Annotated in this window: 19 protein-coding genes and 1 pseudogene; 13 read left to right on the top strand and 7 right to left on the bottom strand. The window is 68.1% G+C overall.

Features of this window, described 5'->3' with window-relative positions:
* The first annotated feature begins 23 nt into the window (after positions 1–23).
* Both ACFXKN_RS20950 and ACFXKN_RS20945 read left to right on the top strand, forming a co-directional pair.
* Positions 24–884, top strand: a complete 861-nt coding sequence (locus tag ACFXKN_RS20950; protein ID WP_378944465.1) for a 3-hydroxyacyl-CoA dehydrogenase — start codon at positions 24–26, stop codon at positions 882–884.
* A gap of 54 nt (positions 885–938) precedes the next feature.
* Positions 939–1,560 (top strand): annotated as a pseudogene (locus ACFXKN_RS20945) (oleate hydratase).
* 56 nt (positions 1,561–1,616) lie between these two features.
* Here ACFXKN_RS20945 and ACFXKN_RS20940 read toward each other — a convergent pair.
* From ACFXKN_RS20940 to ACFXKN_RS20925, 4 genes are all read right to left on the bottom strand, one after another.
* Positions 1,617–2,507, bottom strand: coding sequence for an amino acid ABC transporter permease (locus ACFXKN_RS20940; protein WP_379433639.1), 891 nt, complete (start codon positions 2,505–2,507; stop codon positions 1,617–1,619).
* Positions 2,504–3,175: an amino acid ABC transporter permease gene (locus ACFXKN_RS20935; RefSeq protein ID WP_378944475.1), complete on the bottom strand. Its 672-nt coding sequence runs from the start codon at positions 3,173–3,175 to the stop codon at positions 2,504–2,506. The genes ACFXKN_RS20940 and ACFXKN_RS20935 overlap by 4 nt, the downstream gene beginning before the upstream one ends.
* 90 nt (positions 3,176–3,265) lie before the next feature.
* The gene (locus ACFXKN_RS20930; protein WP_378944479.1) at positions 3,266–4,102 is read right to left on the bottom strand and encodes a glutamate ABC transporter substrate-binding protein; all 837 of its coding nucleotides are present in this window, start codon (positions 4,100–4,102) and stop codon (positions 3,266–3,268) included.
* Positions 4,103–4,137: 35 nt separating this feature from the next.
* A complete protein-coding gene (locus tag ACFXKN_RS20925; protein WP_378946168.1) occupies positions 4,138–4,866 on the bottom strand; it encodes an amino acid ABC transporter ATP-binding protein in 729 nt (242 codons plus the stop codon).
* A 217-nt stretch (positions 4,867–5,083) separates the two neighbouring features.
* On the opposite strand from ACFXKN_RS20925, the gene miaB reads away from it, so the two are divergent.
* Entirely contained in the window at positions 5,084–6,646 is a 1,563-nt protein-coding gene (miaB, locus tag ACFXKN_RS20920; RefSeq protein WP_379433663.1) for a tRNA (N6-isopentenyl adenosine(37)-C2)-methylthiotransferase MiaB, read from the top strand.
* A gap of 110 nt (positions 6,647–6,756) precedes the next feature.
* The gene (locus ACFXKN_RS20915) at positions 6,757–7,335 is read left to right on the top strand and encodes a hypothetical protein (RefSeq protein ID WP_379433662.1); all 579 of its coding nucleotides are present in this window, start codon (positions 6,757–6,759) and stop codon (positions 7,333–7,335) included.
* Positions 7,336–7,392: 57 nt separating this feature from the next.
* On the opposite strand, the gene ACFXKN_RS20910 is transcribed toward ACFXKN_RS20915, so the two are convergent.
* Positions 7,393–8,772, bottom strand: a complete 1,380-nt coding sequence (locus ACFXKN_RS20910) for a DUF349 domain-containing protein (protein WP_379433638.1) — start codon at positions 8,770–8,772, stop codon at positions 7,393–7,395.
* A gap of 263 nt (positions 8,773–9,035) precedes the next feature.
* Here ACFXKN_RS20910 and ACFXKN_RS20905 point away from each other — a divergent pair, with 263 nt between their 5' ends.
* From ACFXKN_RS20905 to ACFXKN_RS20880, 6 genes are all read left to right on the top strand, one after another.
* On the top strand, positions 9,036–9,809 hold the full coding sequence (locus ACFXKN_RS20905; protein WP_379433637.1) for a hypothetical protein: 774 nt from the start codon (positions 9,036–9,038) through the stop codon (positions 9,807–9,809).
* Positions 9,806–10,705, top strand: coding sequence for a tRNA (adenosine(37)-N6)-dimethylallyltransferase MiaA (gene miaA / locus ACFXKN_RS20900; protein WP_379433636.1), 900 nt, complete (start codon positions 9,806–9,808; stop codon positions 10,703–10,705). Before ACFXKN_RS20905 ends, miaA begins: the two co-directional genes overlap by 4 nt.
* A gap of 36 nt (positions 10,706–10,741) precedes the next feature.
* A complete protein-coding gene (locus tag ACFXKN_RS20895; protein ID WP_378944500.1) occupies positions 10,742–11,578 on the top strand; it encodes a TrmH family RNA methyltransferase in 837 nt (278 codons plus the stop codon).
* A 44-nt stretch (positions 11,579–11,622) separates the two neighbouring features.
* The gene (gene dapF, locus ACFXKN_RS20890) at positions 11,623–12,504 is read left to right on the top strand and encodes a diaminopimelate epimerase (RefSeq protein ID WP_379433661.1); all 882 of its coding nucleotides are present in this window, start codon (positions 11,623–11,625) and stop codon (positions 12,502–12,504) included.
* Between the two features lie 172 nt (positions 12,505–12,676).
* Positions 12,677–14,110: a GTPase HflX gene (hflX, locus tag ACFXKN_RS20885; RefSeq protein ID WP_378946178.1), complete on the top strand. Its 1,434-nt coding sequence runs from the start codon at positions 12,677–12,679 to the stop codon at positions 14,108–14,110.
* 97 nt (positions 14,111–14,207) lie between these two features.
* Complete coding sequence (locus ACFXKN_RS20880) at positions 14,208–15,116, top strand: lysophospholipid acyltransferase family protein (RefSeq protein ID WP_378944503.1); 909 nt, start codon at positions 14,208–14,210, stop codon at positions 15,114–15,116.
* A gap of 135 nt (positions 15,117–15,251) precedes the next feature.
* Here the strand turns inward: ACFXKN_RS20880 and lexA are convergent, their stop codons facing one another.
* Positions 15,252–15,890, bottom strand: a complete 639-nt coding sequence (gene lexA, locus ACFXKN_RS20875; protein WP_235569435.1) for a transcriptional repressor LexA — start codon at positions 15,888–15,890, stop codon at positions 15,252–15,254.
* A 307-nt stretch (positions 15,891–16,197) separates the two neighbouring features.
* On the opposite strand from lexA, the gene ACFXKN_RS20870 reads away from it, so the two are divergent.
* From ACFXKN_RS20870 to nrdR, 3 genes are all read left to right on the top strand, one after another.
* Positions 16,198–16,884 carry a hypothetical protein gene (locus ACFXKN_RS20870; RefSeq protein ID WP_379433635.1) on the top strand — a complete coding sequence of 229 codons (687 nt, stop codon included), beginning with the start codon at positions 16,198–16,200 and terminating at the stop codon, positions 16,882–16,884.
* Between the two features lie 187 nt (positions 16,885–17,071).
* Complete coding sequence (locus ACFXKN_RS20865; RefSeq protein WP_378944510.1) at positions 17,072–18,271, top strand: hypothetical protein; 1,200 nt, start codon at positions 17,072–17,074, stop codon at positions 18,269–18,271.
* A gap of 57 nt (positions 18,272–18,328) precedes the next feature.
* Positions 18,329–18,802, top strand: a complete 474-nt coding sequence (gene nrdR / locus ACFXKN_RS20860; protein WP_378944515.1) for a transcriptional regulator NrdR — start codon at positions 18,329–18,331, stop codon at positions 18,800–18,802.
* Between the two features lie 131 nt (positions 18,803–18,933).
* Here nrdR and hrpA read toward each other — a convergent pair whose 3' ends face one another.
* A complete protein-coding gene (gene hrpA, locus ACFXKN_RS20855; protein ID WP_379433634.1) occupies positions 18,934–23,184 on the bottom strand; it encodes an ATP-dependent RNA helicase HrpA in 4,251 nt (1,416 codons plus the stop codon).
* Positions 23,185–23,343 lie beyond the last annotated feature (159 nt).

Genomic DNA, 23,343 nt, shown 5'->3' with positions numbered 1-23,343 from the left:
CGTCCAGACTGGGAGGCTGACGCATGACCATCGAAATCCGCAAGGTGACCGTCCTCGGGACAGGGGTGCTCGGATCCCAGATCGCCTTCCAGACCGCGTTCCACGGGTTCGACGTCACCGCCTACGACATCGACGACGCGGCACTCACCGCCGCGCGCACCCGATTCGATGACCTCGCCACGGTGTACCAGCAGGACGTGGCAGGCGCCGATGCCAGCAACACCACAGCGACCGCGGCGGGCATCACCCTGACCGCCGACCTGGCCACCGCGGCGGCCGAGGCAGACCTCGTCATCGAGGCGGTCCCGGAGGTACTCGAGATCAAACGTGACCTGTACGGCAAGCTCGGCGCGCTCGCGCCCGAACGCACCGTGTTCGCGACGAACTCCTCGACGCTGCTGCCCAGCGACATCGTCGCCTACACCGGCCGGCCCGACCGATTCCTGGCGCTGCACTTCGCCAACCACGTCTGGAAGTTCAACACCGCCGAGGTGATGGGCACCGAGCAGACCGATCCGGCGGTGTTCGGCGCGGTGGTCGAGTTCGCGAAGGCCATCGGCATGGTGCCGATCGAATTGCACAAGGAGAAGGCGGGTTACGTTCTCAACTCGTTGCTCGTGCCGTTTCTGAATTCCGGAATCGAGCTCGCCGCAGGCGGATACGCCGAGCCCGCCGCGGTGGACGAGACCTGGCGCATCGCCACCGGGGCGCCCATGGGCCCGTTCCAGATCCTCGACATCGTCGGCCTGACCACCCCGTACAACATCCTGATGAATGGTGGTGACGCCCACAAGAAGCTCGCGGCCTGGCTCAAGGAGAACTACATCGACAAGGGCAAGCTCGGCGCCTCCACCGGAGAGGGGTTCTACCGCTACACCTCGTAGTTCCGTACATCGCACCGTCCCGCTCGACCTTTCCGGATCGGACAGAGGAGTCGGATGTACTACAGCAATGGCAACTACGAAGCGTTCGCCCGGCCGCGCAAACCCGAAGGCGTGGACGGCAAATCGGCCTGGTTCGTCGGGGCCGGGCTGGCCTCGCTCGCCGGCGCGGCGTTCCTCATCAGGGATGGGCAGCTGGCGGCCGACAAGATCACCGTCCTGGAGCGGCTGAAACTACCCGGCGGCGCGCTCGACGGGATCAAGGAGCCGAAGCGCATCGCCGCCAAGGACCCCGCGTTCGGCCACCCCGACGTCTTCGGCGGCCACATCCCGCAGACAAAATGGGAATCGGCCACGGTCACCACCCTCGACGAGCGGATTCCGCTTCATCGGCCAGTTCGCGGAGACCACCCGCGACTGCATCTTCACCACCGAGTACTCGGTGCGCACCGGAATGGAGGCGGCCTACACGCTGCTCGATGTCGAACGGGGAGTGCCCGAGGTATTCGCCTCCACCTATGACATCCGGTCGCTGCTGGCGGCGACCAGCCGGTTGCGTGACGGCGAGGAGATGAGTCTGCCGGGACCGGAGTTCGTTCGCACTCGGTTGCTGAAGAAGCTCGACGACACCGAGATCGGGCCGCTGCTGCGCGAATTCGGCCTCATCGGCGAGGACTAGGAAAACAACAACGGGGCCCGATCCAACTCGGATCAGGCCCCGTTGTTGCCGTGCGACTACTTCTTGGTGATGTCGACGCCCGGCGCGGCGTCGGTGAGGATCGAATCGGCGGTCAGCACCGCACCACCGCTCTTCTTCCGCGACCGCAACCGCTTTTCGAGGGTGGTCGCCAGGAAGCTCAGCGCCATGTTGAGCGAGATCATGATCAGCGCGATGACGATCAGCGCGGGGATCGTGTTCTGCATCGACGCGCCTTCTTGCTGACCGGACCGCACCAGCTCCACATAGGTGATCTGGTAGCCCAGCGCGGTGTCCTTGAGCACGACCACCATCTGCGAGACCAGGGCGGGCAGCATCGCGGTGACGGCCTGCGGGAGCAGGATCAGCCGCATGAGCTGGTTCTTGCGCAACCCCAGCGCGACGGCGGCTTCGGTTTGTCCCTTGGGCAGGGACTTGATGCCGGCGCGCACGATCTCGGCGATGACCGCGGAGTTGTAGATGATCAGCGCGATGACCACCGCGGCCAGTGCGAGCTGATCGGAGGGGAACAGGTTGTAGTCGCCGAACACCGCGAACAGGAAGATCATCAAGATCAGCACCGGGATCGCCCTGGCGAGCTCGACGATCGTGCCCGATACCCAGCGCACCCACGCGTGGTCGGACAGGCGCAGGATCCCGAAGATCATGCCGAAGAACACCGAGCCGATGATCGAGATGACCGCGGCGGTGAGGGTGCCTTCCAAGCCGGGCAGGAGGTAGGTCTCCCAGATCTCGGCTTCGAGGAACGGCTTCCACTTGGCCGCGGTGAACTGGTCCTTGTCGGCGAAGGCGTCATAGAGCCACCAGCCCGCGCCGACGACCAGGATGACGACCAGGACCGAGTACAGGTTGTGCCGTAGCCGGGCACGACGCCCGGGAGCGTCGAACAGAACCGAAGCGCCGCTCATCGTGCCACCTCGTATCGCTTGGCCAGCCAGCCGAAGAACAGCCCGGTCGGCAGGGTGAGGACGACGAAGCCGAGCGCGAAGATCGCGCCGATGGCCAGGACCGCGGCCTCGTTCTCGTTCATCGCGCCCATCAGGTACGCGGCCTCGGCGACACCGATGACCGAGGCGACCGTGGAGTTCTTGGTCAGTGCGATCAGCACGCTGCCCAGCGGTGCGATGACGGCCCGAAACGCTTGGGGCAGCACGATCAACCGCAAGTTCTGGGCGAATCCGAAGCCGAGCGATCGGCCCGCTTCGGATTGGCCCAGCGCGACGGTGTTGATGCCAGAGCGCAGCGATTCGCAGACGAAGGCCGCGGTGTAGACGCTCAGGCCGATGATCGCCCAGCGGTAGTTGTTCTCGCGTAGATCGTCACCGGCGATCTTCCACCCGAGGGTGGTGTAGAGGCCGAGCGAGGTGAACACGATGATCAGGGTGAGCGGGGTGTTGCGGAAAACGGCCACATACGCCGCGCCGACCCAGCGCGCGACCGGAATCGGGGACACGCGCATGCCGGCGACGACGGTACCGATGACGAGCGCACCGATCGCCGAGAAGAAGGTGAGTTTGATTGTTACCCAGAACGCATCGAGGATTTGGTTGTCATACCTCGAGATCAGGTCGAACACGGACGCGCGTCCTCCGATCGGTGTGAAGGCCAGCAGGACAACATCGCATCGGTGACCCGGGAATCCCCGGGCCACCGATGCGATGGTCGATCAGTAGCGGTCGACGGTCGGCGGCGCCGGAACCGCGATACCGGTACCCGCGAAGTTCTTCTCCTGCGCGGCCTTCCACGAACCGTCATCGATCATCGCCTGAATGGCGTCGTTGACCTTGCCGCGCAGCTCCGAATCGCCCTTCTTCAGGCCGATGCCGTACTTCTCGGTGGTGAAGGTCTTGTTCACCAGCTTGAAGGTGCCCGGCGACTGGGCCGCGTAACCGGCGAGGATCACGTTGTCGGTGGTGACCGCGTCGATCGCACCGCTACGCATCGCCTCGATGCACAGCGAGTAGGTGTCGTAGGTCTGCAGCTGCGCCTGCGGGTAGTTCTTCTCGATGTTCTGGGCCGGGGTGGAACCCTTCACCGAGCAGACCTTCTTGCCCGCGAGGGAATCGGGGCCGGTGATGTCGGTGTTGGCGGCGGGCACCAGCAGGTCCTGGCCCGCGATGTAGTACGGGCCGCCGAAATCGACCTTCTCCTTGCGCTTGTCGTTGATCGAGTAGGTGGCCACGACGAGGTCGACCTGGCCGTTCTCGATCAGCGTCTCGCGCTGCGCCGATGGCGCTTCCTTGAAGGTGACGTTCTCCGGCTTCACACCGAGCTTCTCGGCGACGTACTTGGCGACGTCGACATCGAAACCGCTGTAGGTGCCGTCGGTATTGCGCAGGCCGAGACCCGGCTGGTCGAACTTGATGCCGATGGTCAGCTTGCCGTCCTTGGCGTTTTCCAGGGCGGACTTGTCGTCACCGCCACCACACGCGGCGGTGACAGTGGCTGCCAATACCAGTGCTGCGGCGCCGATTCCGACGCGCATCGCACGATTGATCCTCATGAGTTTCCTTCTCCTTGTGACAATGGTGCTGCGAGTCAGTGACTGAGAATCTTGCCGAGGAAGTCCCTGGCGCGTTCGGATTTCGGTGCGGTGAAGAATGTTTCGGGCGCGGTGTCCTCGACGATCTCGCCGTCGGCCATGAACAACACACGGTCGCCTGCCCGGCGTGCGAAGCCCATCTCATGGGTGACCACGAGCATGGTCATCCCTTCCTTGGCGAGGGAGACCATCACGTCGAGCACCTCGTTGACCATTTCGGGGTCGAGTGCCGAGGTCGGTTCGTCGAACAGCATGACCTTGGGGTCCATCGCCAACGAGCGGGCGATCGCGACGCGCTGCTGCTGACCGCCGGAGAGCTGGGCGGGGTACTTGTCGGCCTGGTTGGCGATGCCGACCCGCTCGAGCAGGGCCATGGCGTGCTTGCGGGCTTCGTCTTTCTTCTTCCCGCGTACCTTCGTCGGCGCCAGCATGACGTTCTCGACGATCGTCTTGTGCGCGAACAGGTTGAACGACTGGAACACCATGCCCACGTCGGCGCGCAAGGCGGCGAGGGCTTTACCCTCGTCGGGCAGTGCGACGCCGTCGATGGCGATGTCGCCGGAGTCGATCGGTTCGAGGCGGTTGATAGTGCGGCACAGGGTCGATTTCCCCGACCCTGACGGGCCGAGGACGATCACGACCTGCCCACGGGGCACTTCGAGGTGGATATCGCGCAGGACATGGAGTTCACCGAAGTGTTTGTCCACGCTGCGCATCGAGATCATCGGCGGCGCAGCGGTTGCGGCTGCGGCGTCGGCGTTCCCGGTCGCGGGTGCGGCGTCGTCGGTCATGGTGAGAAACCTTATGTCGTATCTGGAGAAATGCCCGGCTTTCGCCGACATGCCGTCACGCCACGCCGAGACGACACCTGCTGGTAACCCGGTGGCTGCCCGTTACCTTTGCGTATTATCTGGCGATTGTTGGCGTGATGTGCGTCACAGTATGGTCTGCCCGTACCCTGGGCAGGTGGATTCGACGGTTCAGAACGCGACTGAGAGCGCGCCTACACGCAGCTATGAGGTTCGCACGTTCGGCTGCCAGATGAACGTGCACGACTCCGAACGCTTGTCCGGGCTACTCGAGGACGCGGGCTATACCAAGGCCGCCACCGGGGAGACGCCCGATCTGATGGTGTTCAACACCTGCGCGGTACGCGAGAACGCCGACAACAAGCTCTACGGCACCCTCGGTCAGCTGGTGCCGGTCAAACAGGGTCGCCCCGGCATGCAGATCGCCGTCGGTGGCTGCCTGGCGCAGAAGGACCGCGAGACCGTGGTGCGCAAGGCGCCGTGGGTCGACGTGGTGTTCGGCACCCACAACATCGGCTCGCTGCCGGTGCTGCTCGAGCGGGCCCGCCACAATGACGAAGCCCAGGTGGAGATCCTCGAATCGCTCGAGGCGTTCCCGTCGACGCTGCCCGCCAAGCGGGAGTCGGCCTACGCGGGCTGGGTGTCGATCTCGGTGGGCTGCAACAACACCTGCACGTTCTGCATCGTGCCCTCGCTGCGCGGCAAGGAAGTGGACCGCCGTCCCGGTGACGTGCTCGCCGAGGTGCAGGCACTGGTCGACCAGGGCGTGCTGGAGGTGACCCTGCTCGGGCAGAACGTCAATTCCTACGGGGTGAACTTCGTCGATCCCGAACAGCCGCGCGACCGGGGCGCTTTCGCGCAGCTGCTGCGCGCGACCGGGCAGATCGATGGCCTCGAACGCGTGCGGTTCACCTCCCCGCATCCCGCGGAGTTCACCGACGACGTCATCGAGGCGATGGCGGCCACCCCGAATGTCTGCCCGCAGTTGCACATGCCGTTGCAATCGGGTTCGGACCGGGTGCTCAAGGCGATGCGCCGCTCCTACCGCAAGGAACGCTTCCTCGGCATCATCGACAAGGTGCGCGCCGCGATGCCGCACGCGTCGATCACCACCGACATCATCGTCGGCTTCCCCGGCGAGACCGAGGAGGATTTCCTCGAGACTCTCGACGTGGTCCGTCGGGCCCGCTTCACCAGCGCCTATACCTTCCAGTACTCCAAGCGGCCCGGTACCCCGGCCGCCGAACTGCCCGATCAGCTGCCCAAGCAGGTCGTGCAGGAACGCTTCGAACGGCTGATCGCGTTGCAGGACCAGGTCTCCTGGGAGAACAACCAGGCGCTCATCGGCACCGAGGTGGAACTGCTCGTCGCCGACGGAGCCGGCAAGAAGAACGCGGTGACCGCGCGGATGAGCGGCCGCGCGCGCGACGGCAGGCTGGTGCACTTCCGTCCCGGTGACGTGACCGGTATCCGTCCGGGCGACATCGTCACCGTCGACATCACCGAGGCGGCACCGCACCACCTCATCGCCGACAGTGTGGTGAAGTCGCATCGGCGCACCACCGCCGGCGACGCGCATGAACGTGGCATCACGCCTAAAACGGCGCCGATCGGCGTGGGGCTCGGGCTGCCCCGCATCGGCGCACCGGTTGTCGAGACGGTCGAGAGCGGCTGTTCGACGGGGTGCGCGTCGTGAGCGACGACGAATCTACTACCGGTCGTAGTGGGTCGGATGCGAACGGTGCGTCCGGTGATGGCACAGTGGGACCCGCCAACGATCAGCCTGCGGACAGGAGCGGACACGCGGTGAACCCGGCGCGCAACGACCAGGATTTCGAACAATTCCGCGGTGAGCTCGACGCGGTCGAGCGCCGCATCGCCGGTGAGATCGACCCCGGCGCGCGGGCGCTGGTGGTGGCGGGCGCGGTCTTCGCGCTGCTGATCTCCCTCGTCTTGCCGACCGCGGGCACCGCGCGCGGCTTCGACGTACTGCTGAACACCGGCGCAGCGGGCGTCGAACACATCGGCCTGCCGTCGCGGATCTTCGTGTGGCTGGTCATCGTCTTCGGTGTCGGCTTCTCGCTGCTGGCGCTGACCACCCGCCGCTGGGTGCTGGCCTGGATCGCCTGCGCGGGTTCGGCCGTGGGCAGCGTGTTCGGCGTGCTCTCGATCTGGCACCGCCAGACCCCCGGCCTCGGAAACTACGAAGGCGCGGGGCCCGGCATCGGCCTGATCCTTGGCACCATCGCGATCATGGTGCTCACCTTCCACTGGGTCCGTGTGGTCTGGAGTCGCACCGCGGTGCAGCTCGCCGCGGAGGAGCAGCGTCGCAATGCGGCGCGCGAAGCCGAGGACCGCGACCGCAAGCGCCTCACCGGCGAATAGTCCTGCGAGACAAGAAAACCCCCGACCGAATCGGTCGGGGGTTACTTTCTCTGCCACTCACAAATTGCTGACGGCCCCCTCGGCGGCTTCGGCCCATTCGCGCCACTGCTTGGCCTGCTCGAGTGCCTTCTCCGCATCGCGCTTCTTGCCCGCCGCAGTGGCCTTGGCGGCCTGCTCCTCGAACTGCGCGACCCGCTCACGGAACTGCGCGGCCCGCGCGACCGCCTCGGGGTCGGAGCGACGCCACTGCTGATCGGCGGCGTCGCGCACCCGCTTCTCGATGGCGCGCAGCTTGGCTTCCAGCTCCTGCATGCGTTCGCGGGGGACCTTGCCGATGGCGTCCCACTTGTCCTGCAGTTCGCGCAGCGCGTTGCGGGCGGCGTCCACGCCGTTGGCCGGGTCGATGTGCTCGTAGGCGGCCAGGAGTTCCAGCTTGGCGGTGGCGTTGTGGTCGAATTCGGCATCGCGCTCGGAGACCGCCGCGTTGCGGGCGGCGAAGAACACGTCCTGGGCGCTCTTGAACCGCCGCCACAGCGACTCGTCGGCCTCGCGCGGTGCCCGGCCCGCGGCCTTCCACTCCGAGAGCAGGTCGCGGAACACCGCGGCGGTGCCGGTCCAGTCGGTGGAGTCGGCCAGTTCCTCGGCACGTACGCACAGCTCTTCCTTGCGCGTCTTGGCGGTGGCGCGTTCGCGGTCGAGGTCGGCGAAGTGGGCGCCGCGACGGCGGTTGAACGCCTCACGGGCCTTGGAGTAGCGCTTCCACAGCGCGTCGTCGACCTTGCGGTCGACACCGCGGATCGACTTCCACTCGTCGAGGATCTCGCGCAGCCGGTCGCCCGCCGCCTTCCACTGGGTGGAATCGGCGGCGATCTGCTCGGCCTCGGCGGCGAGGGCTTCCTTGCGCTCGGTGTGCTCGTGGCGGGCGCGGTCCTTCTCCTCCTTGGCGTGCGCGGCGGCTTCCTCGGAGTGCTCGGTGATGGCCTGCAGACGGGCCGTGAGGCCGTCGATGTCGCCGATGACGGCCGCGGTCGGCAGCGTCTCGGCCAGTGCCAGCGCGGCGGCCTTGGTCTTGCGGGCATCCGCGCCCGCGGCCAGCCTGGCCTCGAGCAGCGCGACCTCGGTCGCGAGATCGTCGAAGCGGCGGCCGAAGTGGGTCAGGCCCTCGGCGACGTCGCCCGCCTGCCAGGAGCCGACGATCCGTTCGCCCTCGGCGGTCTGCACCCAGGCGGTGCCGTCTTCGTCGACCCGACCCCACTTGCTCGGGTCGGTGGCGCTCGGCACGATCACGGCGTGCGGATGCGGTTGATCGGGGCCCGGCGCCGGTTTCACGGCATGCGGTTTCGGCGGACGCGGAGCATTCCCGCCGGGCTTGGGGGTACCGGACGGTCGCGGGGCCGGACCTGGGGTGGGCTTCGCGGTTCCGTTGCTGTCGGTCATTGCTCTCCGTCCCTGCCGCGCGTCACGGCTGCCTGGTTACGCCCTAGCACATCCCATTGAACCCGGTTCGAGCCACGGAAACCATCGATCCAGCGGATCGGATAGCGGATTTCCTGGGATTTCGTCCCGGACGACGTGGGTAGTCGCACCTGAAAACACTAGCAATCTCGGCGAGCATCTCTACGCCGGACACTCGCAGACGGCCGCACGCCCGCGCGGCGCCGGATGCGTGCCCACGCGCGCGCTGCGGCTACGGTTACCGCGTGTTCTCGATAGCGGCCCTGGTCCCGTCGCCGCCGATGCTGGTGCCCGAACTGTGTGGGCGAGTCCCGGTGTCCGGCAGCGATCCCGACGATCCGACCATGGTGCTGCGCGCGGCCGCCCTGGACGCCGCGGCCACCCTCGCCGCGACCGCCGACCGGTGGATCGTCATCGGGGTCGGCAGCCATGACCGGATCTACGGTTCGGCGACCCGGGGAACGTTCACGGGGTTCGGTGCCGATGTCTCAGTCGGGCTCGGTCCGGTGGGCGAGGAGCCCGGTCCAGCAGACGCCCAGCTTCCCCTCCCGATACTGATCGCCGGATGGTTGCGGGAGCAGGTCGCACCGCGGATTTCGGTACAAGCTCGGCTGTTCGCCGCCGACGCCTCAGCCGCGGCTTGTGCCGAGGCAGGTGCCGCGCTCCGCGCCGAGCTGGACAGCGAGCGGGACCCGTATGCGGTGCTCGTCGTCGGGGATGGTGCCGCGACCTTGACGGTCAAGGCGCCCGGCTATCTCGACGAGCGGGCCCACGCGGTTCAGGACGACCTCGACACCGCCTTGCGCACGGGTTCGCGGGCGGGATTGGCCGCGCTGGAGCCGGAACTGTGCGCGGCGTTGCTCGTCGACGGCCGGGCCGCCTACCAGGTACTGGGCGGTCTGTTCGCCCCGGATTCGGCAGACCCGAAGGTCCGTACGCTGTACCAAGGCGCACCCTATGGCGTCGGCTACGACGTGAGCGTGTGGGAACCGGGTGGACAGGAAGGTATCGACGAGTGACGAGCAGACCGATCGCGGTCGTCGGCCCCACCGCCACCGGCAAGTCCGACCTCGCACTCGACCTCGCCACCGAGCTCGGCGGCGAGATCGTCAACATCGACGCCATGCAGCTCTACCGCGGGATGGATGTCGGCACCGCGAAACTGCCGCCCGACCAGCGACGCGGTATCGCACACCATCTGCTCGACGTTCTCGATGTCACCGAGACAGCGACCGTCGCCGCCTACCAGAGCTCGGCCTGCGCGATCGTCGAAGACATCATGGCGCGCGGAAAGACCCCGGTCATCGTCGGCGGCTCGATGATGTACGTGCAGGCGCTGCTCGACGAGTGGGATTTCCCGGCCACCGACCCCGAGGTCCGTGCTCGCTGGGAGGCGCTCCTGGACGAGAGCGGTGTGCAGGCGCTGCACGCGGCGCTGCGACAGGCCGACCCGGTCGCCGCGGCCACCATCCTGCCCACCGACGGCCGGCGCATGGTGCGCGCGCTCGAGGTCGTGGAACTGACCGGCCGCCCGTTCGCCGCATCGGCCCCGACCATCGGCACCCCGCGCTGGAACACCGCGATTCTCGGCGTCGACCGGGAGACCGCCGCTCTCGACGCCCGCATCGAGACCCGCACCGCCCTGATGTTCGATGCGGGTCTGGTCGACGAGGTCCGCGGACTGCTCGACGCGGGTCTGCGCGAGGGCCAGACCGCCCGCCGCGCCATCGGCTACGCCCAGGTGCTGGCCTACCTCGACGACGAATACGATCTCGACCACGCGCGCGAGCGCACCCTGATCGGCACCCGCCGATACGTGCGCAGGCAGCGGTCGTGGTTCCGCCGCGACCCCAGGGTCTCCTGGGTCGACGGCGCCGATCCCGAGCTCGCCGCGACCGCGCTGGCCCTGCTCTGAAGCATCGAACACCGACCCGATAGGACGGACAGCGCAGTGACGCGACGAGTGAGTACCCGCAACGCCTCGGTGCAGGTGTGGCAGGCCTACCTCAACAACCGGACCAAACGTCATCGTGACGGCCGGTTCCTCGTGCAAGGCGTGCGCCCGATCACCCAGGCACTGGCCAACGACTGGCCGCTGGAAACGCTGCTCTACCGGCTCGGTGGCCCTGAGCTGTCGAGTTGGGCGCGCGAGATTCTCGCCACCGCCGACGTGCCGCAGGTCGGCCTGGTCCCCGAACTCATGGCCGAGCTGGGGGAGAAGGCGGCGAGCACGCCGGAGATCGTGGCGGTCGCGGTGTCGCAGCACCCCGACCTGGCCGACTACACACCCGGTGAACCGGGGGAGGACGCCCCGGTCGTGGTCGTGTTCGATCGCCCGAACTCGCCCGGCAACCTCGGCACGCTGATCCGCTCGGCGGACGCTTTCGGCGCGTCCGGGGTGATCGTCACCGGCCACGGCGCCGACCAGTTCGACCCGCAGGCCGTGCGCGCCTCGACCGGTTCGCTGTTCGCGATGCCGGTGCTGCGCGCGGCGGGCCCCGGTCAAGTGCTCGAATTCCGTGACCGTCAACAGGCTCGTGGCATCCCCACCCGCATCGTCGGCACCGACGAGGACGCGCCGGGCACCATCTACGACCACGACTTCACCGAGGCCACCATCCTGGTCGTCGGCAACGAGACCACCGGCATGAGCTCGGCCTGGGCCGACGCCTGCGACGACCTGGTCACCATCCCGATGGGCGGCACCGCCAGCTCGCTCGGCGCGCCGTCGGCGGGGGCGATCAGCCTCTACGAGATCGCCAGGCAGCGGCGCACGTTCGCCCGGTAGTACACCCCACTGCGGCGCAGAGGAGAATGACGGACGTGTCCGACATCGAATTCAGCAAGGGCCATGGCACCCAGAACGATTTCGTGGTGCTGCCCGACCTCGAGGTGCGCCTCGACCTGACCGCCGACCGCGTCGCCGCACTGTGCGACCGGCAGCGCGGCCTCGGCGCCGACGGTGTGCTGCGCGTGGCGAAGGCCGGTGCGCTGCGCGCGGCCGGTGTTCTGGAAGCACTGCCCGAGGGTGTCGGCGCCGACGACTGGTTCATGGACTACCGCAACGGCGACGGTTCGATCGCCGAGATGTGCGGCAACGGGGTGCGGGTCTTCGCGCACTACCTCAACGCCACCGGGCTGGAAGAGCGCACCGAGTACGTCGTCGGCAGCCGCGCGGGCGCCCGGCCGGTCGTCGTGCACGCCGCGGGGCCGACCGACGGCGAGGTCACCGTGGACATGGGTGTCGTTCGCGAACTCGGCCCCTCCACCGCCACCCTGGCCGGTTGGGCGCTGGGCGGAATCGGCATCGATGTGGGCAATCCGCACCTGGCCTGCGTCGACGACGGCCTGACCGTCGACGCCCTCGCCAAACTCGATCTGAGCGTGTCGCCGGGCTTCGATCCTGACCTTTTCCCACACGGCGTGAACGTGGAAATACTCACTGCGCTCGATGCCGACAACGCCGTCGACATGCGTGTCTACGAACGCGGAGTCGGCGAAACCCGTTCCTGTGGAACCGGAACCGTGGCCGCGGCCGCCGCCGCGCTGACGGCCGCCGGGGTGCCGATCGGCACCGGATCCGGCGAGGTCACCGTGCGTGTACCCGGCGGGCAGGTCCGCGTCGGCATCGCCGACGGACGCGCCTGGTTGCGCGGGCCCTCGGTGCTGCTGGCCTCGGGCGCGCTGTCGCAGGACTGGTGGGACGCGCAGTAGCAGCGATAACCGCGTGCACGCTGTCACCTGGACGTGGCAGCATAGAGAACGTATGACGAAACCAGTAGAACCCACAGAATCCACCTCGGCCGAGCACACCACCGCGGCCGATCCCGACGTGGCCGCCGATCGCGGTGACGTCGATGACGCGCTGGCCCGCCACGCGGCCCGCATGAAACAGCCCGGCTGGGCGGCCGACCCGACGGTCGGCGAGATGCAGCTCGACGAGCGCTCCTCGCTGCGCCGCGTCGCCGGGCTGTCCACCGAACTCACCGATATCACCGAGGTCGAATACCGTCAGCTGCGCCTCGAGCGCGTCGTGCTGGTCGGTGTCTGGACCACCGGCAGTGTCGCCCAGGCCGACGCGAGCATGGTCGAGTTGGCCGCGCTCGCCGAGACGGCGGGCTCGGAGGTCCTCGAGGCGCTGATCCAGCGCCGCGACAAGCCCGACCCGGCCACCTACATCGGCTCCGGCAAGGCCGAGGAGCTGCGCACCGTCGTTCTCGACACCGGCGCCGACACGGTGATCTGCGATGGTGAACTCACGCCCGCGCAGCTCACCGCGCTGGAGAAGGTCGTGAAGGTGAAGGTCATCGACCGCACCGCGCTGATCCTCGACATCTTCGCCCAGCACGCCACCTCCCGCGAGGGCAAGGCCCAGGTCGCGCTGGCGCAGATGGAGTACATGCTGCCCCGCCTGCGCGGCTGGGGTGAGTCGATGTCGCGTCAGGCCGGTGGCCGGGCGGGCGGCAACGGCGGTGGCGTCGGTCTGCGTGGTCCCGGTGAGACCAAGATCGAAACCGATCGTCGCCGCATCCGGGAGCGGATGGCCAAACTGCGCCGCGAGATCCGTGAGATGAAGACCGCGCGCGACACCATGCGCGCGCGCCGCAGCGAGAGCGGCGTGCCCTCGATCGCGATCGTCGGTTACACCAACGCGGGCAAGTCCAGCCTGATGAACTCGCTCACCGGTGCGGGCCTGCTCGTGCAGGACGCGCTGTTCGCCACCCTCGACCCGACCACCCGTCGGGCGGCGCTCGACGACGGCCGCGAGATGGTGTTCACCGACACCGTCGGCTTCGTCCGCCACCTGCCGACCCAGCTGGTCGAGGCCTTCCGCTCGACGCTCGAGGAGGTCACCGGCGCCGACCTGCTGCTGCATGTCGTCGACGGCGCCGACCCGCTGCCGCTCGAGCAGATCAGGGCGGTGCGCGAGGTGATCACCGACGTGATCAGGGAGCAGGGCACGCCCGCTCCGCCGGAACTGCTGGTGGTCAACAAGATCGATGCCGCCGATCCGAACGAGCTCACCCGGTTGCGCGGCATCTTGCCGCAGGCGGCCTTCGTCTCCGCGCAGACCGGCGCGGGTGTGGAGGAGTTGCGCGAGCGGCTCTCCGAGGTGCTCGGCGGACTCGATGTCGACATCAGTGTGCTGCTGCCCTACAGCCGCGGCGATCTGCTCGCCCGCATCCACGCCGACGGCCGGATCGTCACCGCCGACCACGAGGAAGGTGGCACCCGGGTTCGCGCGCGTGTGCCGCACGCCTTGGCCGCGGCACTGTCCGAGTACGCCCACTCCGGGCCTTCCGAGCCGGCGCTCAGCTGATCTTTTTCGCTGATTTGCCCGCCGGTTGCGGACAAATGTCGATGCGACACAGGCATTTTCGGACGCTATGGTCGAATATCGACTGCAGGAGGGTGTTATGTCGAACGACCATGATGGTACGAAAAATCTGAAGGAGAACAGGGTCGCGGAGGGCGATCCTGTTCGGTCCGGCGCGGTCTTGTCGGATGGCGCGCCGTTGCATCCGGCGCCGAGTGAATGGGACATGCGCGCCTTCGAAGCGCTGTTCGCGCCGGTGCGGTTGTGGACCAGCCCGAAGTTCTACGGTCTGGAGAACATCCCGGCCGAAGGGCCGGTGCTGATCGTTGCCAACCACAATCTGCTCGGCGGGATCGACGCACCGCTGATCATGCCGGAGATCCTGCGGGTGCGCGGCAGACTGGTGCGCGGCCTGGCCGAGCATGTGCTGATGGTGCCCGGTGTGCGGGACTTCCTGCATCATTTCGGCGCTGTCCGTGGCACCCGCTCGAACTGCCTGGCGCTGCTCGAGCGCGGGGAAGCGGTGGTGGTGTTCCCCGGTGGTGGCCGCGAGGCGATCCGCCGCAAGGGCGAGAAGTACGTGCTCAAGTGGGAGGGCCGCACGGGTTTCGCGCGGATGGCGATTCAGGCGGGGGTGCCCATCGTGCCGCTGGCGATGATCGGCATCGACGACGCCTACGACATCGTCTTCGACGGTCAGCATCCGGTGATGGCTCCGCTGCGCTGGACCTGCCGTCTGCTCGGCATCAATCCCGAGCTGAACCCGCCGCTGGTCAAGGGTGTCGGCCCGACGGTACTGCCCCGCCCGGAGCGGTTCTACTTCTCCGCGGGTGCCCCCATCGACCCCACGCCGTGGATGGAAGCCGACGACCTCGACGGTGCGGCCGCCGATCTGCGCGATGTGGTGCGCAAGGGTCTCGAAGAAGAACTGCAGTTCCTGTTCAACGAGCGCGCACGCGATACCGGCCGCACCATGGTCGGCCGCCTGCGCAACGTACTGCCCTGGTGACCGGAACCGCCTGATCGGCTGGATCGGCGCCGCGGTGCAGACGCGCACATGTGTGCGGAATGCCCGCGGCGCCGATCTCGCTACCCCCACCGCGTGACCGCCGCCGAGTTGCTGATCTGGGAGATGACCGCGCCGCTAGACCTTGCGGATGACGGTGACGACCTTGCCCAGAATTTGCGCGTCGTTGCCGGGGATCGGCTCGAAATGCGGGTTGTGCGGCATCAGCCACACGTCCTTGCCGCTGCGCTTGAAGGTCTTCACGGTGGCCTCGCCGTCGATCATCGCGGCGACGATGTCGCCACCTTCGGCGACATTCTGCTGGCGCACCACAACGAAGTCGCCGTCGCAGATCGCCGCGTCGATCATCGACTGGCCGACCACCTTGAGCAGGAACAGCGAACCCTCACCGACGAGTTCGCGCGGCAGCGGGAAAACGTCTTCCACGGCCTGCTCGGCCAGGATCGGGCCACCGGCGGCGATCCGTCCCAGGACCGGGACGAACGTCGGTGTCGGGCGGCTCGGGTCGACCTCGTCGGTCTGCTGGGGCAGCGTGGTGACCGAGCGGACCGCCTCATCGAGCCCGCGGACATTCACCGCGCGCGGTCGATTCGGGTCGCGGCGTAGATAGCCCTTGCGTTCGAGGGCGCGTAGTTGATGGGCCACCGAGGAGGTGGAGGTGAGGCCGACCGCGTCGCCGATCTCGCGGATGCTGGGGGGATAGCCCCGTTCGGTCACCGAGGAACGGATGACATCGAGGACCGTGCGCTGACGCACGGTGAGATCCGTCCCGGATCCCGATGTGACGGTGCCGGTGCCGCTTTCGTCACCCGTGTCGTCTGTGTGGGTCACCGTGTCCCGCCCTTCTGAGTTGTCGAATTCGCCATCTCGAGGCTAGTCGGGCCACGCCGAACAATCAAACATCTGTTCGAGCATGTCGGGCGTTTCGTGCTGACAGGGGCACGGCAATCTGGTAGAAATCGAACATCAGTTCGTCGCACAGGTGTTCGAACAGCGGGAGGCATCGCCGCCTCACCAGTACTTTCTCGCAGCAGCGGAGCACACCACCCCGGAGGTTCTTCCGATGAGCACAGCAACCAGCGCCCTGCGTTCCTCAGACCCCATCCCGGCCTCGGAGTCGATTCTCCGCCGACGCCGGACCGCCCGCGCTCCACGGCCTTTCGCCTTGGTCCGACCGGCGATGCCGCAGGCGGCAGGCGTCGAAGAACCGGCGGTCGAAGCGCCGACCGCGAGCGCTGCCTCGACCCGCGCGCCCGCGACGACGTCCGCGGATGTCGCGCGCAGTATCGTCCGGTCCGGCGTGTTGAGTGCGCCGGCGGACGGACTGCCCGCCGCCGATATCGTTCGCGGCGCTCGGCGTATCGAACTCACCGACGCCGAGCTCGATCTCGCCTTCGCCACCGTGCCCCGCAGTGAACCCGCGCGCCGAACCCGCGAGGTCGCTCGCCCGTCGGCGGATCGCGGCCCACATCGTCGCGCACCGCGCAGCGAACTCTCGCTGTATGCCCGCGGTCCCGTGCGCGCCGGCCGTGCGCAGGGCTTGCATCCGCTGCACCGAGTCGAACAGGCCAAGGTCGGGTTCGCCGCGCTGGCCGTGACGGCGCTGGTGACCGCGCTGATCGTCGTGGCCTTTCTCGGACTGGCGCACGTACGCGCCGGCAGTTTCGTCGACCACGTCGACTCGACGATCCCCGGAATCTCGGAGCAGGCGGGGTTCGGGTCCGGCGCGCGGTTCGAGCCGGGGCGATGAGTCGAAAACAGCTGCGCGGAAACGTTTTCGGAAACGTTTTCGGCGGTGAGCGAGATCGTCGGTATCGGCGAATCGCACCCTGAAACTAGAACACGTTGCTACGGTGGCGGGCATCCTGAATCGGGGCGGGGCCCCGGTCGAACCCGGATGCGAGGTTTCGGTGCGCCGCTGCACGATCGCTCTTCTCATGAGCCTGGTCCTCGGTGCGGTACTCGCACCCGCCGCGCACGCGGCCCCCGCCTACGCCGAGTACCTCGACCTGCCCGCCCTCAACGGCGACGGCGAACAGGCAGGCGCCCTGCACCCGGCACTCCCGACCGCCGAGCCCCTCCTCTGGGATGCGCTGGAGCACGCACGGTCCGACGGTATCGACCCCGCACGCTATTCGACCCTGCTGCACCAGTATTGGCTCGTCGTAGCCACCGACAACGCCGCCATCGACCTCGATGCCTGGGCGCCCTACCGCGGCGTAGCGGAGAATACGGCCACCTTCACCCAGGTGTATGTGAACTACTTTCGCATCGCCGCCGCCCGCCCCGACTTCTACTGGGCAGGCCTCGCCGGCATCGCGGGCGGCTCCTTCGCCTCGGGGTTCTTCGATATCGGTGATGTCTCCACCGTGCTCTCGGTCGGCGGCATCCACGAACTCGGCAACGTCGTCTCCGACCTGCTGCGCGCCACCCCGCCGCAGCTCCTCTCGGGGGTGCCCCGCGACATCACCGCGCTGGCCACCCTCGCCCCGCGGTTGACCCCCGCCGATCTGGCCTGGTATCAAACGCGGCTGATGATCATGCAGAAACACATCTTCACCGACCTGGTGCCGATGCACGAGGCCTACCTCGCCGAGGGGATGGCAGGCATCGACGAGATGTTCGCGGCCGGTCTGCTCGACGACCGCATGCTCACGGCCTGGCGTGGGATCGACGGTGGCACCGAGGCGGGCCGCGCCGACGCGCTGGTCGCCATGACCGATCGGGAGCAGAACCACATCGTCGCCGACCAATGGGACGCGACCGCGACTGGTCGCGACGGCATGGGCCGGGTGCTCACCTATGTCACCACGGTCGCGGGCAAGCCGGGTCTGGCCGGTACCCGCGCACCCGGCGTCTACGCACCGGCGACGGTGTGGTCGCCGATCGCCGCGGGGAGCCCGCTGGGGCTGCGGATGCCGCTGCCCGCGTTCAACTGGGCCGACCGCGACGCCCGCTGGGCTTACCTCATCGCCGACCTGGTGCCCCGCCAACTCGACCTCGTCGCAGACCCCGCGCACGCGGTGACGGTGTATCGGGAACCGTTCGCCGTCAAGCTCGACCGGGGCCGGCTGCTCGCCCGGCTGCCCGACATCATCGCGGACCTGACCACGCAGTGGCAGGTTGTGCCATCCTGACCGGTATCCTGTCAAGAGCCATGGAATAGAAATGCGCATCGACGAAGGAACCCTCGGATGCATTGCCCGTATTGCCGACACCCCGACTCGCGCGTCGTCGACTCGCGGGAAGTCGAGGAGGGCACCGCGATCCGCCGCCGTCGTTCCTGCCCGAGCTGTGCGCGCCGATTCACCACCGTCGAGACGGCGATTCTGTCGGTGGTCAAGCGCAGTGGCGTGACCGAGCCGTTCAGCCGCGAGAAGGTGATCGTCGGTGTCCGCCGGGCCTGCCAGGGCCGGGAAGTCGATGACGACGCACTGAACCTGCTCGCCCAGCAGGTCGAAGACGCGGTGCGCGCCAAGGGTTCTCCCGAGGTACCCAGCCACGAGGTCGGTCTTGCCATCCTCGGCCCGCTGCGCGACCTCGACGAAGTGGCGTATCTACGCTTCGCCTCGGTGTACCGATCCTTCACCAGCGCAGCTGATTTCGAACGCGAGATCACCGAGATGCGGGCGGCCCGCGCGGCGGCCGCGGTCGCCGCGACCGACTGATCTACGACCCAGGTTCAGCGCGGGCCCCGTCCACCGGCATCGCCTCGCGACATCCCCGCTGTCTCGGCCTACCTCTCGCAGCGATTGGTCCATCAGTCGTCGGTGGCTGATCCTCAACGCCCGCACCGGGTTCAGCGACGGATCGTGCTGATCGTCTTCTCGATGCGCTTGGCCGACACCGGGTACGGCGTGCCCAACTTCTGTGCGAACAGGCTGACCCGCAGCTCCTCGATCATCCACCAGATCTCGGTGACCTCGCGGGCGTTCTTGCGGCCGGGAGGCAGCGCGCGGACGAGCTTGTCGTAGGCGGCGAGCATCCGGTCCACCTCGACCATGGCCTGACGGTCGCGCACCGCCGATCCGGGTAGCGATTGCAGGCGCTGTGCCGCGGCGAGGAGGTAGCGCGGGAGTTCACCCAGCCGCACCCGTCCCCATTCGGCGACGAAACCGGGGAACAGCAGGTCGTCGAGTTGCTGGCGGACATCGTCGGCGATATCGGTTTCGAGGGTGTCGGCCAGCGCCGCGCGCGCCTGCTGGGCGGCGGACAGTACCGGCACGACGGTGCGGATCAGGGCGACGACCGCCGTGGACAGTTGCGGTCGGACGGTCGCGACCAGCTTGTCGAACTCCTCGGGCGTGCGAACCGGGCCGCCCGCTGTGGCGATGAGTTCGTCGGCGGCGGCGATCCTGCAGTCCTCTACCAGGTTGTCGAGCGACCCGTCGGGGTTCTGGCTCAACGCCAGCCGATCGCGGGCGGGCAGTCCGGCGGTGACCGCGCGAGTCGAGGTCGGGATCGCGGCGAGCAGCAGGGTGCGCACACCGGCTCGCATCGCGGCCGCCTGCTCGCCGGGCGAGCTCAGTACGCGTACCGCGACGCCCTCGCCCTCGGGGACCAGTGCCGGGTACCCCGTCACGGTCTGGCCTGCGACTTCGCGGCTCACGGTCGGCGCGACCGAACCAAGGGATTCCGAGGTCCACACCGTCGCGGGCGCACGCTCGGCACCGGCGGTGGCACGCGCGACCGACGCTGAAACCTGTTTTGCCAGTTGTGCTTTCAGCTGCTGGAGGCTCTTGTTCTTGGCGAGCACCTTGCCATTGCGATCGACCGCGGCGAAGGTCATGCGCAGATGATCGGGCAGCGCGGCGGGGGAGAGGTCGTCGGCGGTGATGGTGACCGAACCCAGCCGGGACAGTTCCCGCGAGAGCCCCGTGCGCAGCGGCTCGGCGCGCGGAGTCAGCGCGCGCAACGCCGCCGCCGCGAAGTCGGGCGCGGGAACGATCGCGCGCCGCAACGCTTTCGGAAGAGTCTTGATGAACGTGGCAGCGAGTTCTTCGCGCATGCCCGGCACCAGCCAGTCGAAGCCGACCGCCCGCACGTGCGCGAGCTGCTCCACCGGGATCCGCGCGGTGACGCCGTCGTCGTCTTGGCCGGGCTCGAACTGGTAGGTCAGCGGGAAGCTGAGTTCACCCTGGCGCCAGGCGTCGGGGAAGTCGGTCGGGTCGAGCGTGGCGACACCGGCATTGACCACGGTGTCGGTCGAGAAGTCCAGCAGCGCGGGATCGTTGCGCTCGGTCTTGCGCCACCAGCTGTCGAAATGGCGCACCGACACGATGTCGGCGGGGATGCGCTTGTCGTAGAACTCGAACAGCACTTCGTCGTCGACGAGGATGTCGCGCCGCCGCGCGCGATGTTCGAGGTCGGCGACATCGTCGATCAGGGCCCGGTTGCGCGCGAAGAACCCGTGCCGCGTCTGCCATTCGCCCTGCACCAGGGCGTGGCGGATGAACAGCTCGCGCGACAGCTCCGGGTCGATGCGCCCGAAGTCCACCGGCCGCCCGGTCACCAAGGGCACGCCGTACAGCGTCGCCCGCTCGTAGGCGCGCGCCGAGCCGCGCTTGGACGACCAATGTGGTTCGGAATAGGTACGTTTCACTAGGTCGCCGGCGAGCCGTTCGGCCCACTCCGGCTCCACCTTCGCCGCGATCCGCCCCCACAGTCGCGAGGTCTCCACCAGTTCGGCCGCCATCACCCAGCGCGGTGCCTTCTTCGCCAGCGACGACCCGGGGAAGATCATGAACTTCGCATTGCGCGCCCCGAGGAACTCCCGCGACTCCGCTTCGCGCACACCGATATGCGACAGCATGCCCGCCAGTAGTGACTGGTGGATCTGGGTACTCGGCCACGGCATCGCGTCATCGTCGGACGAATCCGCCGACCCGCCAACGGCTTTCGCGGACACCGCGTGCTGGCCGGCACCGCCGCCACGTCGAGATCGTCCAGCTGCCCGGCGCGAACCTTCGTCCTGTGTGTCCGCACGGCCGACGGTGGCGTTCGCCCCGGAGGTCGACTCCGTCACCGCGCGCTGGGAATTCCCGCGGCCGCGACCACGGCGTCCACGATTGCCGCCGGCGCCCTCGGCGGTGCTACCACCGGCAGCCGCGGTGCGCCGGTCGCCGGTCGTTGTGGTGTCGGAGTTCGTCTGTCCCCGGCTCGCGCCCACGTCGTTCCAGCCCATCCCGCGGGCGATCGTGCGCAACTGGCCGTGCAGGTCCTGCCACTCCCTGATGCGCAGGTAATGCAGGAACTCCTCGCGACACATCCGGCGGAACTGGTTGGACGACAGCGACTTGCGCTGCTCGGTGAGGTAATCCCACAGCCGCAGGTAGGCCAGGAAGTCCGAGCCTTCGACGACGAAGCGCGCATGCTGGGCATCGGCTGCCTGCTGATGCTCGACGGGGCGTTCGCGCACATCCTGAATCGAGAGCGCCGCGACAATGATCAGCACCTCGTCCAGGCACCCGTTGCGCTGCGCTTCGACGAGCATGCGCGCCATCCGCGGATCCACCGGCAGCTGCGCCATCTCCCGCCCGATCGGCGTGAGCGTGAGATGTCCACCCGAATCAGCTTCGCCGTCAACAGATTTCGTGCTGCCGTGCGCCAGCGCGCCCAGTTCTTCGAGCAGGGCGATGCCGTCGCGGATGGCACGACGGTCGGGTGCCTCGACGAACGGGAAACTCTCGATATCGCCCAGCCCCAGCGCCGTCATCTGCAGGATGACCGCCGCGAGGTTGGTGCGCAGGATCTCCGGCTCGGTGAACGCGGGCCGCGCCTCGAAATCGTCCTCGGAGTACAGCCGGATACAGATACCGTCGGCGACGCGACCACAGCGACCCGATCGCTGCCGCGCCGAGGCCTGGGAGACCTCTTCGATCGGCAGCCGCTGCACCTTCGTGCGCATCGAATAGCGCGAGATGCGAGCCGTACCGGGGTCGATGACGTAGCGGATGCCCGGCACCGTCAGCGAGGTCTCGGCGACATTGGTGGCCAGCACCACCCGGCGCCCGGTATGCGGGGCGAAGACTTTGTGCTGTTCGGCGGCCGACAGCCGCGCGTACAGCGGCACGATCTCGGTGCGGGGGAGTTTCAGATCGCGGAGGGCGTCGGCGGTGTCGCGGATCTCGCGTTCGCCCGACAGGAACACCAGCACGTCACCGTCGCCCTCGGCGAACAGTTCGACAACCCCGTCGGCGATGGCGTCGGTGGGATCGCGGTCGACGACGCGGGTGTCCTCGTCATCGTCGGATCCGGGCAGTTCCAGCGACAGCGGCCGGTACCGCAACTCCACCGGATACGACCGACCCGACACTTCGACGATCGGCGCGGGCGTGCCTTGCGCGTCCGCGAAGTGGCGGGCGAACAGTTCGGGATCGATCGTCGCCGAGGTGATGATCACCTTGAGATCGGGCCGCTGCGGCAGCAACTGCTTGAGATAGCCGAGCAGGAAGTCGATATTGAGGCTGCGTTCGTGGGCCTCGTCGATGATGATCGTGTCGTAGCGGCGCAGCATCCGGTCGCGCTGGATCTCGGCGAGCAGGATGCCGTCGGTCATGAGTTTGACCAGTGTGCGATCCGAAGCCTGATCGGTGAATCGGACCGTGTAGCCGACCACGTCACCCAGTTCGGTACCCAGTTCCTCGGCGATGCGTTCGGCCACGGTGCGCGCGGCGAGCCTGCGCGGCTGAGTGTGGCCGATGGTGCCGCGGATCCCGCGACCGAGTTCGAGGCAGATCTTGGGGATCTGGGTGGTCTTGCCGGAACCGGTCTCACCGGCCACGATCACGACCTGATTGGCGGCGATGGCGGCGGCGATGTCGTCGCGGCGCGCGGAAACGGGGAGTTGTTCCGGGTAGGTGATCCGCGGAAGCGCCGCGCGGCGATTGGCCACGCGGGTCTCGGCGGTGGCGATCTCGGCCTCGATGGCGGGCAAGTCGTCGGGGCGCGCACGGTCGAGCTTGCGCTGGAGCCGATGTTCATCGCGCAGCGAGACCTCCGCCAGGCGGGTGCGCAGCGCGCGGGTTCCGGTGCTAGCTGTTCTGGTCATTGCGCCTACCAGCGTAGCGAGGCCCGCCACCGGTTTTCCCCTCGCGTGGCCCGCTCGCATGCTCGCGGAGACCAACGACACACCACGACACCGCCCGTCGCGGTCCGCGCGTCTGGGTGACACCGCGCGACGCGATGGCTCATGCGACGACGAACTCCC

The organism is Nocardia sp. NPDC059195 (genome assembly GCF_042754695.1).
GTDB lineage: Bacteria > Actinomycetota > Actinomycetes > Mycobacteriales > Mycobacteriaceae > Nocardia.
The sequence above is the reverse complement of the archived record's forward strand: the minus strand, read 5'-3'. Positions and strand labels throughout refer to the sequence as shown.

Coding starts and splice junctions, on each gene's coding strand:
- ACFXKN_RS20950 (WP_378944465.1), top strand. CDS start 24: ATGACCATCGAAATCCGCAAGGTGACCGTCCTCGGGACAGGGGTGCTC.
- ACFXKN_RS20940 (WP_379433639.1), bottom strand. CDS start 2,507: ATGAGCGGCGCTTCGGTTCTGTTCGACGCTCCCGGGCGTCGTGCCCGG.
- ACFXKN_RS20930 (WP_378944479.1), bottom strand. CDS start 4,102: ATGAGGATCAATCGTGCGATGCGCGTCGGAATCGGCGCCGCAGCACTG.
- ACFXKN_RS20925 (WP_378946168.1), bottom strand. CDS start 4,866: ATGATCTCGATGCGCAGCGTGGACAAACACTTCGGTGAACTCCATGTC.
- miaB (WP_379433663.1), top strand. CDS start 5,084: ATGGTCTGCCCGTACCCTGGGCAGGTGGATTCGACGGTTCAGAACGCG.
- ACFXKN_RS20910 (WP_379433638.1), bottom strand. CDS start 8,772: ATGACCGACAGCAACGGAACCGCGAAGCCCACCCCAGGTCCGGCCCCG.
- hflX (WP_378946178.1), top strand. CDS start 12,677: ATGAAACAGCCCGGCTGGGCGGCCGACCCGACGGTCGGCGAGATGCAG.
- ACFXKN_RS20880 (WP_378944503.1), top strand. CDS start 14,208: ATGTCGAACGACCATGATGGTACGAAAAATCTGAAGGAGAACAGGGTC.
- ACFXKN_RS20870 (WP_379433635.1), top strand. CDS start 16,198: ATGAGCACAGCAACCAGCGCCCTGCGTTCCTCAGACCCCATCCCGGCC.
- ACFXKN_RS20865 (WP_378944510.1), top strand. CDS start 17,072: ATGAGCCTGGTCCTCGGTGCGGTACTCGCACCCGCCGCGCACGCGGCC.
- nrdR (WP_378944515.1), top strand. CDS start 18,329: ATGCATTGCCCGTATTGCCGACACCCCGACTCGCGCGTCGTCGACTCG.
- hrpA (WP_379433634.1), bottom strand. CDS start 23,184: ATGACCAGAACAGCTAGCACCGGAACCCGCGCGCTGCGCACCCGCCTG.